This is a genomic window from Nonomuraea sp. NPDC003709 (assembly GCF_040610775.1).
Classification (GTDB): Bacteria; Actinomycetota; Actinomycetes; order Streptosporangiales; family Streptosporangiaceae; genus Nonomuraea; species Nonomuraea angiospora_A.
Map to the genome: position 1 here is coordinate 881,280 of NZ_JBEXMW010000001.1, position 15,598 is coordinate 896,877.

The 15,598-nt window shown below is 72.5% G+C and carries 11 protein-coding genes; 6 read left to right on the top strand and 5 right to left on the bottom strand.

What is annotated here, in order from left to right:
* Window positions 1-12: 12 nt before the first annotated feature.
* Window positions 13-1,647: an asparagine synthase-related protein gene (locus tag ABZX61_RS04215; RefSeq protein WP_355191384.1), complete on the bottom strand. Its 1,635-nt coding sequence runs from the start codon at window positions 1,645-1,647 to the stop codon at window positions 13-15.
* A 105-nt stretch (window positions 1,648-1,752) separates the two neighbouring features.
* Here ABZX61_RS04215 and ABZX61_RS04220 point away from each other — a divergent pair, with 105 nt between their 5' ends.
* From ABZX61_RS04220 to ABZX61_RS04235, 4 genes are all read left to right on the top strand, one after another.
* On the top strand, window positions 1,753-3,564 hold the full coding sequence (locus ABZX61_RS04220) for a hypothetical protein (RefSeq protein WP_355191386.1): 1,812 nt from the start codon (window positions 1,753-1,755) through the stop codon (window positions 3,562-3,564).
* 23 nt (window positions 3,565-3,587) lie between these two features.
* Window positions 3,588-4,223 (top strand): anticodon-binding protein, encoded by a 636-nt coding sequence (locus tag ABZX61_RS04225; protein ID WP_355191388.1) that lies wholly within the window; start codon window positions 3,588-3,590, stop codon window positions 4,221-4,223.
* 124 nt (window positions 4,224-4,347) lie between these two features.
* Window positions 4,348-5,730, top strand: coding sequence for a diaminopimelate decarboxylase (gene lysA / locus ABZX61_RS04230; protein WP_350729989.1), 1,383 nt, complete (start codon window positions 4,348-4,350; stop codon window positions 5,728-5,730).
* Window positions 5,727-7,016 (top strand): homoserine dehydrogenase, encoded by a 1,290-nt coding sequence (locus ABZX61_RS04235; RefSeq protein WP_350729991.1) that lies wholly within the window; start codon window positions 5,727-5,729, stop codon window positions 7,014-7,016. The genes lysA and ABZX61_RS04235 overlap by 4 nt, the downstream gene beginning before the upstream one ends.
* Here ABZX61_RS04235 and ABZX61_RS04240 read toward each other — a convergent pair.
* From ABZX61_RS04240 to ABZX61_RS04255, 4 genes are read right to left on the bottom strand one after another with little or no spacing between them, the layout of a single operon-like run.
* Complete coding sequence (locus ABZX61_RS04240; RefSeq protein ID WP_355191390.1) at window positions 7,013-8,704, bottom strand: glycosyltransferase; 1,692 nt, start codon at window positions 8,702-8,704, stop codon at window positions 7,013-7,015. The two genes, ABZX61_RS04235 and ABZX61_RS04240, sit on opposite strands and share 4 nt — an antisense overlap.
* The gene (locus ABZX61_RS04245) at window positions 8,701-10,716 is read right to left on the bottom strand and encodes a glycosyltransferase (protein WP_355191392.1); all 2,016 of its coding nucleotides are present in this window, start codon (window positions 10,714-10,716) and stop codon (window positions 8,701-8,703) included. Before ABZX61_RS04245 ends, ABZX61_RS04240 begins: the two co-directional genes overlap by 4 nt.
* Entirely contained in the window at window positions 10,713-12,212 is a 1,500-nt protein-coding gene (locus ABZX61_RS04250) for a glycosyltransferase family 2 protein (protein ID WP_355191394.1), read from the bottom strand. Before ABZX61_RS04250 ends, ABZX61_RS04245 begins: the two co-directional genes overlap by 4 nt.
* Window positions 12,209-12,646 (bottom strand): hypothetical protein, encoded by a 438-nt coding sequence (locus ABZX61_RS04255; protein WP_350729995.1) that lies wholly within the window; start codon window positions 12,644-12,646, stop codon window positions 12,209-12,211. Before ABZX61_RS04255 ends, ABZX61_RS04250 begins: the two co-directional genes overlap by 4 nt.
* 223 nt (window positions 12,647-12,869) lie before the next feature.
* Between ABZX61_RS04255 and ABZX61_RS04260 the strand changes: the two genes are divergently transcribed.
* Together ABZX61_RS04260 and ABZX61_RS04265 are read left to right on the top strand one after the other, a co-directional pair.
* The gene (locus ABZX61_RS04260; protein ID WP_355191396.1) at window positions 12,870-13,955 is read left to right on the top strand and encodes a glycosyltransferase; all 1,086 of its coding nucleotides are present in this window, start codon (window positions 12,870-12,872) and stop codon (window positions 13,953-13,955) included.
* Window positions 13,952-15,598, top strand: coding sequence for a glycosyltransferase (locus tag ABZX61_RS04265; RefSeq protein ID WP_355191398.1), 1,647 nt, complete (start codon window positions 13,952-13,954; stop codon window positions 15,596-15,598). The genes ABZX61_RS04260 and ABZX61_RS04265 overlap by 4 nt, the downstream gene beginning before the upstream one ends.

Here is a 15,598-nt window from a genome sequence, read left to right on the forward strand (position 1 = left end):
ACCGAGAGTTCACTAAAAAGGTGGCGCGAGGTCCGAGAGGTCGTTCTCGAAGTCGCTCAGCCACAGCCCGAAGAGCACCAACCCCCGCACCCAGAAACGATCGTTCCAGCCGTTGAACCTGGTCAAAGCGTCGGGACCGCCTGAGACCACCTCGTGCAGCTCGTCCGACAGCAGCCCCGGCACGCTTCTCACCACAGTCTCCAGCATGCGGTGCGAATAATTTCGGGCGGGGGCGGCGGTCGAACGCAGCGGCACCCTTTGGAGCGGCTGCTTGACCACATTCGTCGAGGGGAGTGCGGCAACCCGTGGATTGGCCGCGTGGAGCACTTCGCGGTAGAAACGGCCCTTGTCCTTGCGGGCCACGCCGACCGACAACGCGGCGTCGAAGAAGCGCGGGTCGATGAACGGCGCCGCGAACGACGCCTCGGGCCCCACCAGGTTCACCGCGGAGCGCGCGATGCCGCGCACGGTCCTGGTGTGCAGCACCGACAGCGGCAGCTCGGCGCGGTGCCCGTGGAGCATGGAGGTGGCGGCCAGGAACTGCTCGCGCACGGTCTCCTCCATCCACTGGGCGGCGGCCTTGGACAGGAACGGCTGCGAGGGCGCCCCCAGCGACAGCGAGCCGAGCACGGCCGCCGAGCGCTCGGCCTGTGTCGTGGCCTCCAGCGCGGCCCCGCTGACCATGAAGTTCTTCAGCAGCGGCCCGCCGGCCAGGCCGTCGACCAGGATCCGGCCCGCCTTGTGCACCTCCTTGGCGAAGGGCGCGTACCAGGCGTGGTGCGGCGTCAGGTATTCGAGCCTGCGGGCCACCTCCGCGACGTCGTCCGGGTAGTCGGCGGCGTCCTGGGTGATCACCCGGTGGTTGATGCCCAGCTCCCTGGTGATCGACCTGGCGAACGCGATGTCGGTGTCGGTGCCGTCGTCCGGGCTGGTCGTCCAGGACTCGACGTCCATCCCGCGAGCCTTGGCCACGCTCGCCAGCAGCCGCGAGTCGTAGCCGCCGCTGACCGGCACGAGCAGCTTGCGTCCCGCGTAGTCCTGGTAGACCTCGTCCAGCAACTCGACGATCTCGCGCGGGCTGATCCACCGCTCGTACGGCTCGGAACGCAGCCAGCGCGGCAGCCTGCGCTCGGTCGCGATCCTGCCGTGCCGCCACACCAGGGCGCTGGAGCCGGGCAGCCGCTTGACACCCGCGTACGGCGTCGCCTCGCCCAGCGGGAACGTGACCTGCAGGATCGACGCCCACGCCGACCAGTCGATCTCGACCGGCACCAGGCTGAGCAGCGGCTGGATCTGCGACGAGAAGTAGACCGCGTCGCCGAGGCGGACGTAGTAGACGTCCACGAGGCCCAGGGCGCCCGCGTGGAGCGTGACACTGTCGGCGTCGCCGATCAGCCCGGGAGTCTCGAACGTCTCCGCGACCGTCATCCAGTCGTCGTCGCCAGACGGCTTGCGCTCGCCCCAGGAGAACGCGTACGCCTGCCCCAGGCGGTGGTAGGGCGGCAGCGGCGCCGAGCTGAACAGCGCCGCGTCGGCCGACTGGAGCGCGGGCAGGAGCCTCGGGCCCGCCGCGGTCAGTTTGCCGAGTATGGCGGGGTCGATCCGGCCGAGAGCGCCGCAGACGTAGGGCCGCACGTTGAACTGCACCGGATCTCATCCCTTCGAGACGCTTCAGGCAAAAAGAGTATCCTTTGCCGGGCTGAGGGAGCGGAGGTCCATTTGTCTACTGAGCTTGAAAGCACACGCCGGGCGTTGCGGGATGCCGTCGCGCAGGCCGAGCGCGCCGCCGAGCTGGCCAGGCTGCTGGACGCCGCCGAGGCCAAGCTGGCCGCCGCCGAGCAGAGCGCCGCGGAGGCCAGGTCGCTGGCCGAGCGGCTGAGCGAGGCCGAGGATCGGCTGGAGGTCGAGCAGGCGGCCGCCGACAAGCTGCGCAGGGAGCTGGCCGAGCAGCGCTTCCAGGCCGAGGTGGCCAACTGGAAGCTGTCCTCGATCAAGGTCGCCCGCTGGAACCGCCTCGGCGACGCGATCAGGAGTGGCAAGAGCAACCCGGTCAGGCTGGCCAAGGGGCTCAGGGGCGCGGCCAAGCCCGTCAAGCGGCCCATCGCGCCCAAGCGCAAGCCCCCCACGGCCGCCAAGGCCAAGGACGAGCGCCCCGGGGCGGCGTTCCAGGCCACCACCACGACCAGGACGCTCGGTGGCGCCTCCTTCAAGCTCAAGCCCTTCCGGGTGCCGACGGGACCCAACACCAGGCCGCACCTGACGGCCGCGGTCATCGCCGACCCGCACGCCGAGGCGCTGCTGCGGTACGAGTGGCGGCAGACGACCGGCTTCACGCCGCGCGACTTCGCCAGGGTGCTCCCGCTGGAGGTGCCCCACCTGCTGGTGGTCGAGTCCGTCGAGCACGGCCCGTGGGCCGAGGAGATCACCGGTGAGCCGGGCGAAGGGCTCAAGGCGCTGCTCGCCTGGTGTGCCGAGCGCGGCATCCGCACGGTCTTCTGGCACACGCGGGGCGACGTGGCCGCGTACGCGGCGGCGGCCGAGCTGTTCGAGCACCGGTTCACGACCGATCTCACGGTGGCCTGGCCGCGGTTGCAGTTCGGGGTGCAGCCGCGGGTGCACAACCCGCTGCCGCTCTCCGGCGGGCGCATCGACCGGCTCCTCACGCTGGACCAGCTCCTGCCCGGGCACCTGACGTACCCCGACGTGCTGACCTCCTACCGCTGGCCGGCCGCGGTGGACTGCCCGCCGGGCACGCCCCAGTGGCGGCTGGCCGAGCTCGCCGCCTGCGGCACGCCGATCGGCACCGAGGCCGACACGCGGCGGGCGCACGTGGCGCTGCGGCGGGCGTACCAGATGGGCACGATGACCGAGCGGGTCGACGAGCTCCTCGACGCGATCGGCCTGCCCAGCGCCCGCGCCACGCTCAACACCTCGGTGCTGCTGCCGATCATGGACCCGTACCTGATGGAGCACGCGCTGGCGCAGGTCGCCAAGCAGTCGGGGGTCGACCAGCTCATCGTCATCGGGCCGCCGGAGTCCGAGCTGCGGGCCCGCGACGTGCTGCCGGACGTGGAGATCGTCTACCGCCGCCCGCACCCGGCGATGACCGAGGGCGCGATGCTCGACGCCGGCATCGACCTGTGCGAGGCCGACCTGGTGGCGGTCATGGACCCGCGCGACGTCTACGGCCCGCACTACCTGTCGGACCTGCGGCGGGCCTTCCTCTTCAGCACCGCCGACATCGTCGGCAAGGCGGCCTTCTACGCCCACCTCCGCAAGCCGCAGGCCACGCTGCTCAAGCAGCCCGAGGCCGAGTACGCCTACCTCCCCGAGATCGCCGGGGCGACCCTCCTGGCCCGCCGCAACACCCTGCGTGAGATCGGTTTCGCCGACCTCACGGACGGGTGGGACGAGGTGCTCATGCGGCAGTGCCGGACGGACGGGATCAAGGTGTTCTCGGCCGACCGGTTCGGCTACGTGCGGGTACGCGACGAGGACCGCTGGCTGCTCGGGGCGGCCCACCTGGTCGAGTACGGCTCCGCCGAGCCGCACGCGCTCATCTGAGCCCAGGGGCTAGGGTTTCGGCCATGACGCCCCCAGAACTGGCCGAGGAACTGGCCGAGGCGCTGGGGGAGCCGCCGGTGCCCGAGGGGACGTGGGAGGGGGAGGCCGTCTACGTCTCCGCCGCGGCGCTGCGCCGGAAGGTCCCCGCCGAGTCGCTCGCCGGGCGGGTGCGGGAGCTGGACGGGGTGTCCCTGGTGGAGGTCCGGCGGGACGGGTTCCTGCGGATCGTGGTCGGCGAGCCGGGGGAGCTGGTGGCGGGCGTCGAGCCGCTCGACATCCCGGAGCCCCCGTGGCCGGACTTCCCGCGGACCTGGGACAACCCGGGGTTCGTGGTGCGGTACGGGCACGCCCGGGCCCGCGCGGTGCTCAGGTGGGCGCGGGAGCTGGGGGTGCCGTCGGAGGGGTTCAGGGGGGAGCTGCTCGACGGCCCGTACGACCGGCGGGTGCTGCGGGTGCTGGCCGAGCTGCCCGGCCGGAAGGTGAGCAGGGAGCCGGGGTGGGAGACGTACCTCGTGCGGCTGGCTCTGGCCTATCACGACGCGCACGAGCACGCGCCCGCCGTCCCGGTCGGCGACGAGGCGCCGGGGCCGGTGCACACGGCGCGGGTGCGGCTGGCCGAGGCTGTGACGGGTGTGCTTCCTGGGCCGGAACGGATGTAGCGGGTCGCAAAATATTCGGCCAAACGGCGAAAAATCGTAAAAATATCCCTTACGGAGCTTGATCGCGTCTCGATACGTGGGCAGAGGGTCATGGCTTAGTTGCGGTTCCGATAGCCTCGATCAGGTGAGTCGATTCGTCCATCCCGCCGGGGACCGGCACGCCGAGATGCTGCCCCACGAGCGCCCTCCGCTGGCGCCCGCCGACCTCAACCGGATCAACCCAGCGATCTGGCCGCGAACGTCGACCCGGACCGATGGCACGCTCACTGTCGGCGGCGTCGACGTGCGCGAGCTGGCTCGCGAGCACGGCACGCCGCTCTACGTCCTCGACGAGGACGACGTGCGCTCGCGCATGCGCGACTACGCCACGGCCTTCGCCGGCTCAGAGGTCCACTACGCGGGCAAGGCGTTCCTGTGCAAGGAGATCGTCCGCTGGCTCGACGACGAGGGCCTCGGGCTCGACGTGGCCAGCGGCGGCGAGCTGGCGGTGGCGCTCAGCGTCGGGTTCCCGCCCGAGCGCATCACCATGCACGGCAACAACAAGTCCGTCTCCGAGCTGACCAGGGCGCTGGAGGTCGGGGTCGGCCACGTCGTGGTCGACTCGTACGAGGAGATCGCCCGGCTCGGCCACCTCGCCCAGCAGCTGGGCAAGCGGCCCAAGGTGATGATCCGGGTGACCACCGGGGTCGAGGCGCACACGCACGAGTTCATCGCGACGGCGCACGACGACCAGAAGTTCGGGCTGTCGCTCAACACCGGGGCGGCCGCGGAGGCCGTACGCCGGATCCTCGCCCTGCCGCAGCTCGAGCTCGTCGGGCTCCACTCGCACATCGGCTCCCAGATCGTCGACACGGCCGGGTTCGAGGTGGCGGCCAGGCGCCTGACCGCGCTGCTCGTGCAGATCAAGGAAGAGCACGGCGTCGTGCTGCCCGAGCTCGACCTGGGCGGCGGCTACGGCATCGCCTACGTCGAGGGCGACGAGGCGCCCGACATCAAGGAGCTGGCCGACGGGCTGCGCGAGATCGTCACCAAGGTGTGCACGGACGCGGGCCTGCCCGTGCCGAGGCTGACCGTGGAGCCGGGGCGCACCATCGTCGGGCCCGGCGGCATCACCCTCTACTCGGTCGGCACCGTCAAGGACGTCGAGGGCCTGCGCACGTACGTGAGCATCGACGGCGGCATGAGCGACAACGTGCGCACCGCCCTCTACGGCGCCGAATACACCGCGGCGCTGGTCAGCCGCGAGAGCACCGCCGAGCCCATGCTCAGCCGCCTGGTCGGCAAGCACTGCGAGAGCGGCGACATCATCGTGCGCGACTTCCACCTGCCCGCGGACCTCGCCCCCGGCGACCTGATCGCGGTGGCGGCCACCGGCGCCTACTGCCGGTCGCTGGCCAGCAACTACAACTACCTGCCCAAGCCCGCCGTGGTCGCCGTCTCCGGCGGCAAGTCGCGCGTGATCGTGCAGGGCGAGACCGAGGACGACCTGTTGAGGGGGCAGCTGTGAAACCGCTGAAAGTGGCGCTGCTGGGCTGCGGCGTCGTCGGCTCGCAGGTCATCAGGCTCATGCACGAGCAGGCCGCCGACCTGGCCGCGCGCATCGGCGCCCCGCTGGAGCTGGCCGGGGTCGCCGTACGCCGGCTCGGCCGCAAGCGCGACGTCGAGGTGGACCCCTCGCTGCTCACCACCGACGCCGAGGCGCTGGTCACGCGCGACGACGTCGACATCGTCATCGAGGTCATCGGCGGCATCGAGCCCGCCCGCACGCTGATCGTCGCGGCCCTGTCCAAGGGCAAGTCCGTGGTCACCGCCAACAAGGCGCTGCTGGCCGAGGACGGCGGCACCCTGCACGAGGCCGCCAGGCAGGGCAACGGCGACCTCTACTTCGAGGCCAGCGTGGCCGGCGCCATCCCGCTGCTGCGCCCCCTGCGCGAGTCGCTGGCGGGCGACCACGTCAAACGCGTGCTCGGCATCGTCAACGGCACCACCAACTACATCCTCGACAAGATGGACACCACGGGCGCGTCCTTCACCGACGCCCTGGAGGAGGCCCAGACGCTCGGCTACGCGGAGGCCGACCCGACTGCCGACGTCGAGGGCTTCGACGCCGCCGCCAAGGCCGCCATCCTGGCCGGGCTCGCCTTCCACAGCCGCGTCACGGCCGCCGAGGTGCACCGCGAGGGCATCACCGAGATCAGCGCCACCGACGTGGCCTCGGCCAAGGCCATGGGCTACGTCATCAAGCTGCTGGCCATCTGCGCCCGCTCCGACGACGGCCGCTCGTTCGGGGTACGGGTGCACCCCGCGATGATCCCGCGCTCGCATCCGCTGGCCGGGGTGCGGGAGGCGTACAACGCGGTCTTCGTGGAGGCGGAGTCGGCGGGGCAGCTGATGTTCTACGGCAAGGGGGCGGGCGGGGCGCCGACGGCCTCCGCGGTCCTCGGCGACCTGGTGGCCGTCGCCCGCAACCGCCTGGCGGGCACGCGCGGGCCGGAGGAGTCGACGTACGCGGACCTGGTGGCCCATCCCATGGGCGACACGGTCACGCGCTGCCACGTGGCGCTCGACGTGGCCGACAAGCCGGGCGTGCTGGCGCGGGTGGCGGAGCTGTTCGCCAAGCACGACGTGTCGATCCAGACGGTGCGCCAGGAGGGGCACGGCGACGACGCCCAGCTCGTCATCGTCACCCACCGCGCCACGGACGCCGCGCTGTCGGCGACCATGGAGGGGCTGCGCGAGCTCGACATCGTCCGCGCCGTCGCCGGCGTGATGCGCGTGGAGGGCGACGACTAGCCTTCGCGCGCGGGGGAGTCGTCGGGAAAGGCCAGGGCGCGGACCTTGCGGACGGCTCGCTTGAGCACCGTGCGGTTCTGGGCGCGGGCGAGGCGGACCGCCTCCCTGCGCCAGGCCTCGGCCTTCTCGCGCCAGCGCGCCGCGTCCCTGGCGTTCTTGCCCGTCTCCCGCCGCAGTTGCGCGAGCTCCGCGCGGAGGGCGGCGGTGCGCTTGCGGTAGAGGGCGATCTTCTTCTCGTGCTCGGCGCCGAGCCGGTCGAGCTCCGGGACGGGCCTCTTGCGCGGCGGGTATACGGCGGGGCGGCGCTTGAATCCCCAGCTCTCCCCGTCCAGCCACTCCAGGCCGAAGAGGGCGTCGATCAGGTCGTCCCACTCGTCGTCAGGGGCGGCCACCAGGGCGGCTCTCGACTCGGCGGCCGTGCGGTCCAGCCTGGCCATCGTGACGCCGTGCGCCGTCTCGTCCAGGGCCAGGCAGAGGGCGCCCAGGTCGTACTGCTCCATGTGGTCCACCAGGCGTTCCACCGTGTCCTCCGACGGGACCCAGCCGGGCGGCACCGAGAGCCGGAACGGGGCCGTCCCCTCCAGGGGGCTGGTCAGGTGGACGCGGGGGTCGCCGGCGAAGTTGGCCTGGATGAGGCGGAGGTCGAGGTGCGGGTCGGCGAGCGGGGAGCGGCGTCCGGCGGTCAGGGACTCCCAGGGGCCGGGGACGGTGACCCTGACGTCCGGGATCGTGCCGGCCAGGAGGCCGTCCACCGTCGCCCGCACGTCCTCGTACGGGCCCGCCGGCACCGTCGCGTCCACGTACGGCACCAGCCACTGGCGGCCCGGATCCGTGCGGAGATAGCGGCGGTAGGGGACCCGGTCGGCGACGAAAGGGTCGTTGTAGCGCTTGAGCGCCGCGAAGTCGCGCATCGCCGTCGGCAGCCCGACGTGCCAGGCGCGGGACTCCGGGTCCGGGACGAATACCACGCCCGCCTGGGTGAGCCGGTAGCCCAGCTCGGTGTCCTCGGCCAGCACCAGGGACGTGTCCAGGCCGCCGATCGAGCGCAGGAGCCCGGCCGGGTACGACGCCGTGGCGCCCACGTGGATGCGGGTGGCCAGGGAGCTGGGGGCGGTGCGCAGGCCGTCGTGGTCGTGGATGATCTGCTCGGCCCAGTCGTGGCGGTGCGGTGACAGCGGGAAGAGCTCGCCCTCCTCGTCCGACTCCAGCGCCTGGCGTATCCGCTCCTGCGTCGGGAGGTCGGTCGCGGCGGTGAAGTCGATCCAGCCCAGCACCACCACGTACGGGGCCAGGTGGTGCCAGCGCAGCTGGGCCTCCACGTGGCGCCGGTGCGGGACCATGTCGGCGTCCAGGACGAGGACGACCTCGCCGGTCGCCGTGTCCAGACCCGTCTGAACGGCCCACGCCCGGCCCCAGCCGCCCGGCGGGCTGGAGATCAGCTTGGTCCTGGCCGGGACGAGCTCCGGGAGGTGGATCGGGGTGGCGCTGCCGTCGTCCACCACGATGACGTCGAGCAGGTGCTCGGGGTAGCTCTGGGCGGACAGGGCCGCCAAAGTGAGGTCCAGCGTCTCCTGGCGGTCGTGGGCCGGGATGACGACGGTGACGGTGAGCGTGGGCTCCCAGGCGCCCAGAGCGGGCGGCGCGAGGACGCCGAAGTCGTTGCGGCGGATGCGGGGGATGCCGGTCATGGGAGAGGGCTCCCGTCCAGGGCCATGAGGGCGTTCGGGCGGAAGCCGCGCCACTGCTGTCTGTTGCGCTGCAGGAACGTCCCGATCGGCTCCTGCCAGGTGTGGTTGGCCGCCGGGCCCCTGCGCAGGATGTAGCCGAGCCCGTGCGTACGGTAGATCTGGCCCCCGGCCGCCTGCAGGGCCTCCTGGAACTGGGTGTCCACCGAGCGCCGCAACGGCCGGAACCCGCCCACCGCCTGGAAGGCCGAGCGCTCCACCAAAATCGTCCCGCCGGCGACGAAGCTGGTGATCTGCTCGGTGACCTGCCTGCGGTGCACGGTGACGTCGATGGAGGTCAGGTACACGAACTCCGGCACCGTGCCCACCACCTGGGCGCCCGAGTAGGAATGCGCCAGCAGCAGGTCGGACAGGAAGTCGGGGCCGTACCAGTCGTCGTCGTCCATCTTCAGCAGGAACGAACCCGATGCCCTGGCGGCCGCGTGGTTCAGCACCTCGCCGAACACGTCCTGGCGATCCGCCTCGAACACGCTCAGCTGGCCCTCGAACGCCTCGATCGCCTTGGCCACGTCCGGGTGGCCCTGCGGGACGCCGTGCAGGGCGAGGATCACCTCGAGCTCGGCGCCGCGCTGGCGGGCGACCTGGTCGAGCGCGAACGACACCATGTCGGTGCGGCGCGTGGCCAGCAGGACCGAGGTGAGTGGGGGCGCGGGAGCGGGCGCGCCGAGTTGCTCCCACCTCGCGGCGACGCCGTGCGTACGGAGCGCGGCGCGGCGCAGGCGGATGCTGTGCTCCTCGCGCCGGAGGTCGTCCGAGAGGTCCGGGCAGTGCTCGACGAGCTCGACGATCTCCTCGCCGAGCGCGCCCGCCCAGCGCGGCACGGCCTGCGCGCGCAGCGGCACCCCGGCGGCGGCCAGGCCGGCCAGCACCCGTACGGCGGCCAGGGGACCGCTGTGCGCGTGCCGCCAGTCCACGTCGACGCCGCGGATCTGCCGGAGCCTGGCCACGTCGGCGTCGGTGACCCCGCCGGACTCGGCGAACGACGTCACGACCTTGTCGTCCAGCACCACCGACCATCGGCCGTCCCGCTCCACCAGGGAGGCCAGGCCGCGGGAGGGGGTGGTGACGAAACCCTGGGGGTTCACGAGGCGTTCGTCCACGGGCGGGACCATGGAGGGCTCGCCCAGCACGTCGGGATCGGCCAGCGGGGAGTCGGCCATGCCCGGCCGTCCGAGGTGCTCCCAGGTCACCGCCCGCAACGTCGGCCGCTCGATGGGCGTCTGGTCCCCTGCCCACTCCACGGTTTCGGCGTCGTCATCGGCCGATGCCACGGCGTCCTGAACGGCGCTCGCACTCTCCATCGACGGGTGGCCGAGGGTGCGCAGGACCACGTCGCTGCCCGGCGCGCCGACCCGCTCGGGCACCGGCCCGGTCACCTCGGCGGGGGTCGCGTTGGGGTCGCCGGGGCGCCAGTCGGCCGCCCCGACGCCCGCGATCGCCGCCGCCGGGGCCGCGATCACGTCGAGGCGGTGGCCCGCGAACGCCCGCGCCGTCGCGGTCACGGTACGGCCCGCGGGCGTGACGGAGGAGAACCGGGCGTCGACCACCCAGACCCGGTTCCTGGGCTGGTAGACCCGCAGATCCGTCAAGGACCGCCACCGGTGCGCGGGAGTGGGGGTGGGGACCGGTGCGGGGTGGGCGGCGGGCGTGTCGAGCACGGCCACGACCACCCGCTCGGCCTGTGGCAGCAGCTTGTGCAGCGTCGCGATCCTGCGCAGGTCGGCCGGTGTCCTGGCGAGCACGAGGACCTCGCCCACCTGCTCGGCCTCGTGGGGCGGCTCCAGCAGGTCCCGATCGAGGTCCACGACCTGCCGGGCCTCGCAGGACGTTCCCGAGGAGCGCCGGCGGGCGGTCGCGCCCACCCCGGCGGGTGTGGCGTAGAGGGGGGCGACGTCGTCGATCCCGGCGAAGAAGACCCGCGCTCCGGGCAGCTCCGCCAGCAGTTGACGGATCATCCGGCGCTCCGCAGGTGCCTGATCAGCGAGCTCAGCCCGCCCCGTCCCGCGGCCTCGTCGGCGGGCGGCTCGGCGGACAGCCGTTCGACCTCGGCCGCGAGCCGCTCCACCTCCGTCCGCAGCTCCTTGACCTCCCGCTGCCGCTCCCCGGCCAGCGCCCGCCATTTCGCGGGCTCGCCGGCCAGCGGCTCGGCCTCCTCCGCCGGCGCGAACCCGTACTCGCTCCCGCTGACCCACTCCGACCCGAACATCTCGTCCACCAGGTCGTCGGCCCGGCCCTCGTGGAGCGCGGCGCGGGAGAAGGCGGCCGTGCGCTCCAGGCGGGCGGCCGCGACCCCGGAGGCGTCCTCCGACAGCGCGACGCTGACCAGGCCGAGCAGGTCGCCGTCCGCGTGGCTCACCAGCCTGGAAAGCGTGTCGGCGCCCAGCGTCCACCCGGTGGGAACGCGGAGCAGGAAGGGGGCGGGCGCGGCGGAGGCGGGTACGCTCTCCGCGAACATGACCCGGGGCTCGTGCGCGTAGAGATTGTGCAGCAGGCGCAGGTCGAGGAGGGGGTCGTCGAGGCTGGAGCGGCGTTCGCCGGTCAGCTTGGCCCAGGGGCCGACGAGGGTGACGGCCGCGTCGGCGAGGGTGCCCGCGAGGGCCGAGTCCACGCTCGCCCGCGTCTGCTCGTAGGCGGTCGCCGTCACAACGACCTGGACGTACGGCACCCGCCAGTGACGCCGGGGATGGCTGCGCAGCCAGCGCAGATCGGGGATGAGATCGCCCAGGAAGGACCAGTTGTGCCGGTGCACCTCCTTCTCCCGCAACATCACGGTGGAGGCGCCGACGTGCCAGGCCCTGGCCTGCGCGTCGGGGACGAACACCGCCCCCGCCTGCGCCAGCCGGTAGCCGAGCTCGGTGTCCTCCGCCATGTTCAGGGAGGTGTCCACGCCGCCCGCCGCGCGCAGCAGCTCGGCCCGTACGGACGTGGACGCGCCCGTGTGCAGCAGGTACGCGCTCGCGCCCGCGTCCTTGAGCCACCGGGTCGACTCCAAGGTCTTCCTCGTGTACTCGGACTGGACGCCCTCCTCGCCCGGCTCCTCGACGAACCGGACGTCCCCGATCACCACCGCGTGGTCGATCAGGTGGTGCCAGCGCATATGAGCCTCGATGTGGTCGTCCGCGAGGAGCATGTCGGAGTCGAGCCAGTGGATCACGTCCCCGGTGGCCGCGAGCTGCCCGGCCTGCCGGGCCGCGCCGCGTCCCCACCCGTCGGCCACGCGTACCACCCGCGCGCCCGCCACCTCCAGCGGCGGCTCGCTGCCGTCGTCCGCGACCACGACCTCGACCAGCTCGGCCGGGTACGTCTGCCGCGCCAGCGCCGGGACCGTGCGCTCCAGCGCCTCCGCGCAGTCGTAGGCCGGGATGACCACGGAAACCCGCAGCGTGGGCTCCCACGTCCCCACCGCAGGCGGCCGCAGCGCCCCGTAGTCGTTGTGCCTGACCCGCGTCATACGGAGTCCCTGGCCAGCGCGCGAACCTCCGCGCGCAGCTCCTCCACCTCTCGCGCCCGCGCCATGGCGTTGACCCGGTCCTCCCCGAGCGAGGCCAGGATGGCGCCGAGGTCGTCGGCCCGCCGTCCGGCGGAGTCCTCGACGGCCTGCACCAGCAGGTCCAGCCTGGTCTCGATGTTCTTGAGTGCGGTCGTGGTCCTCGCCAGCTCGGCCTCGTACTTCTTGATCCGCAGATCGATGCGGTGCGCCTTGCCGTCGAGGCGGCGCACGGTGAGCACGAGGAAGGCGAGGGCCGCCAGGGTGACCAGGAAGGCCACCGTGACCGCTGCCGCGCCGAAAGTGATCAGGCCGGCGAGGACGAGCAGGGCGAGCACGCCGGCGGTGAGAGCTGCGAGGAGTGCGGCGGTCGCTGCCAGTCGGCGGGGCGAGAGCATCCGCGCATACCTTTCGTTTGGAACATCAGAGGCGTCGAGGACATCACGGGATTATTGACACCTTAATAAACAACAGGCACCTACCGTGCCACACCTTCCTGGAGGAAAACTGAGAATCACCTCCGCTCCACCTGCGGCGTAGGGCCTGCCGAATGTGGAGGTCGCGTCTACCAGTGAGTAAAACGGGCGTAAGGTAGGCGCCGACCAAGTCCCAAGGAGGCCCATGTCCATCACCCCTTGTGGCTTCGCTCGTACGCCGGAGAAGGGGCTGGCCCGCCTGCACTGGGCACATGACGGCTGGGCGGTGGAGGGCCAGCGCCCCGATGTGCCCGCGCTGCGCCCGCTGCGCGGTCTGGAGATCGAGTGGCCCGCCGCCGAGGTGCCCTTGGAGGGATTGCTGCGACTGGCGGCCGCCGGGGTCCCGCTGACCGCCGACCGCGCCGCGCCGTGGGTGCCCGGCGACCTCGCCGCGCTGCTCACCGACCGCGACTGGCTCGGCCACGCGGCCGACGGGACCGCGCGTTCGCTGGCCGACCTGCGGCGGGAGGAGCACAGCGTACGCCTGCGCCGCCTGGGGCACCGCGTCTCCAGGCCCTCGGTCAGCCCTTCGGTGAGCATCGTCATGTCGAGCAAGCGGCCGGGGATGGTGGGGACGGCGCTGGCCCAGATGGGCCGGCAGCGGGACGTCGAGGTCGAGGTGCTGCTCGGGCTGCACGGGGTGGGCTTCGAGGAGGTGCGGGAGGCGGTCGAGTCGTGTTCGCTGCCCGTGAAATGGATCGAGGTCCCGCAGGACGTTCCGTTCGGAGAGGTGCTCAACCGGTTGGCGGCCCTGGCGCGCGGCGACTACCTGGTGAAATGGGATGACGACGACTGGTACGGGCCGCGCCACCTGGGGGATCTGCTCATGGCGCTGGCGTACTCGGGGGCCGACGTGGTGGGGACGACGGCCGAGTTCTTCTACCTGGAGCCGCTGCGGGCCACGGTGCGGCGGACGACTTTCGCGAGTGGGGCGGCGTATCCGAGCGAGGTGTGGGCCGATCATGTGGCCGGAGGGACGATCTTGATTTCCCGGGCGAAATTTCAAGAAATTGGGGGATTTCCTAGGCTATCGCGGGCAGTTGATCTCGAGTTTCTCAAAGCAGCGCAAAAGGCTGGAGCGCGTGTCTACCGTACCCACGGTCTGGGCTACGTCCTGCGCCGGGGGCTCGGCGACGAGCACACCTGGCAGCTGCCCCTCGCCCACTTCCTCAAGGTGGCCGCCAACCAGTGGCGCGGCTTCCGCCCGAGCCTGCTGATGGAAGCCGCATGACCACCGATGTCACCGGTGCGGCCAGGGTGCGCGGCAACGACTACCGGACCCTCGAACCCCTCCAGGAAGACCTCACCCCGGAGCTCACGGTCAGCGTGGTCATCCCGGCCTACGGCGGGCAGGACAAGCTCGACCTGGTGCTCGCCGGGCTGGCCGGGCAGACGTACCCGGCGGAGCTGACCGAGGTCATCGTCGTCGACAACGGCAGCGCGCCCCCGCTGCGCCTGCCCGCCGTCCGCCCGGAGCGGACGCGCCTGATCGTCTGCGCGGAGCCGGGCCGGGCCAGCGCCCGCAACGCCGGGCTGGCCGAGGCGACCGGCGACGTGATCCACTGGCTCGACTCCGACGTGGTGCTCACCCCGGGCGCGATCGCGGCCCACATGCGCTGGCACCACGCCGCCCCCTACCTGGTCGTCACCGGCTACATCCGCTTCACCGACGCCGAGGTGCCCCGCGAGCTCCCCGACGACCTGGAAAGGCACTTCGAACCCGCGGAGCCGCACGCCTGGATCGTCGATCTCGTCGAGCGCACCGACGGCCTCACCGACAACCCCCAACGTCCGTTCAGCCTGCACGTCGGGGGCGCGACCTCGGTCAACGCCCGGCTGATCGAGGCCGCCGGGCCCATGGACGACGAGCTGATCCTGGGCCAGGACACCGAGATGGGCTACCGGCTCGGCCAGGCGGGCGCCGTCTTCGTGCCGGAGCCGTCCGCCCGCGCCTACCACCTCGGGCCCACCATGCGGATGCGCGGCAAACAGCCGATCGACCGGGTGAGCCACGCGTTCGTGGCCGACCGCATCCCGGCCTACCGGTGGTTGCGTGGGCATCCCGGGCGGCAGTGGAAGGTGCCGTACGTCACCGTGGTGGTGGACGGCACGGCGGGCTACGACTCGGTGCGCGCGACGGTGGACGCGCTGCTCGCCGGCACGTTACCCGACCTGTCCGTGCTCGTCCTCGGGCCCTGGGACACCCTCGACCGCGACCGTCGCTCCCCCCTGCAAGATCCCGACCTCGACCTGGCGCTGGTCCAGGGCCACTATCGCCACGAAGGCCGGGTACGCCTGTCCGCCACGGACTCCGTCGACCCCGCCGTGCCCTTCGTGCTGCGCCTGCCGGCCGGCTGGGTTCCCGGCGAGGACTCGCTCGCCCGCCTGCTCGACCTGGCCCGCGACGAGGGGCTCGGCCTGGTGAACGTGCTGCTCCGCGAGTCGTCCCAGGGGGTCCTCGCGGCCCGCCTGGAACGCGCGTCCGCCTTCGCCCGGGCCCGCATCGTGGTGACGCCGGGGGAGGACCTGGACGACGCGGTGGACTCGGTGTCGGGCGTCACCTGGGTGGAGGCGGAGACGTACGGCTTCACGACCGAGCCGGGGGCGATCCTCGGGCGGCGGGGGGCGTACCGGGCGCGCCTGGAGGCGCAGGCCGAGACGGCCCGGCTGGCCAAGGAGGCGGAGCGGCTGCGGGCGCAGGTGGCCAAGTGGCGGGACGAGGCGGGGCGCTGGCGCAAGTCGACCGTGGAGCTGCGGCGCCAGGTCGGCACGCTGCGCCGCCAGCTGGCCGCGGCCGGCCGCGCCCAGCAGAGCCTGCGGGTCCTGGTGTCGACGACCATGAAACGCGCCTTGCGCAAACGCCTGCGCGGCTGA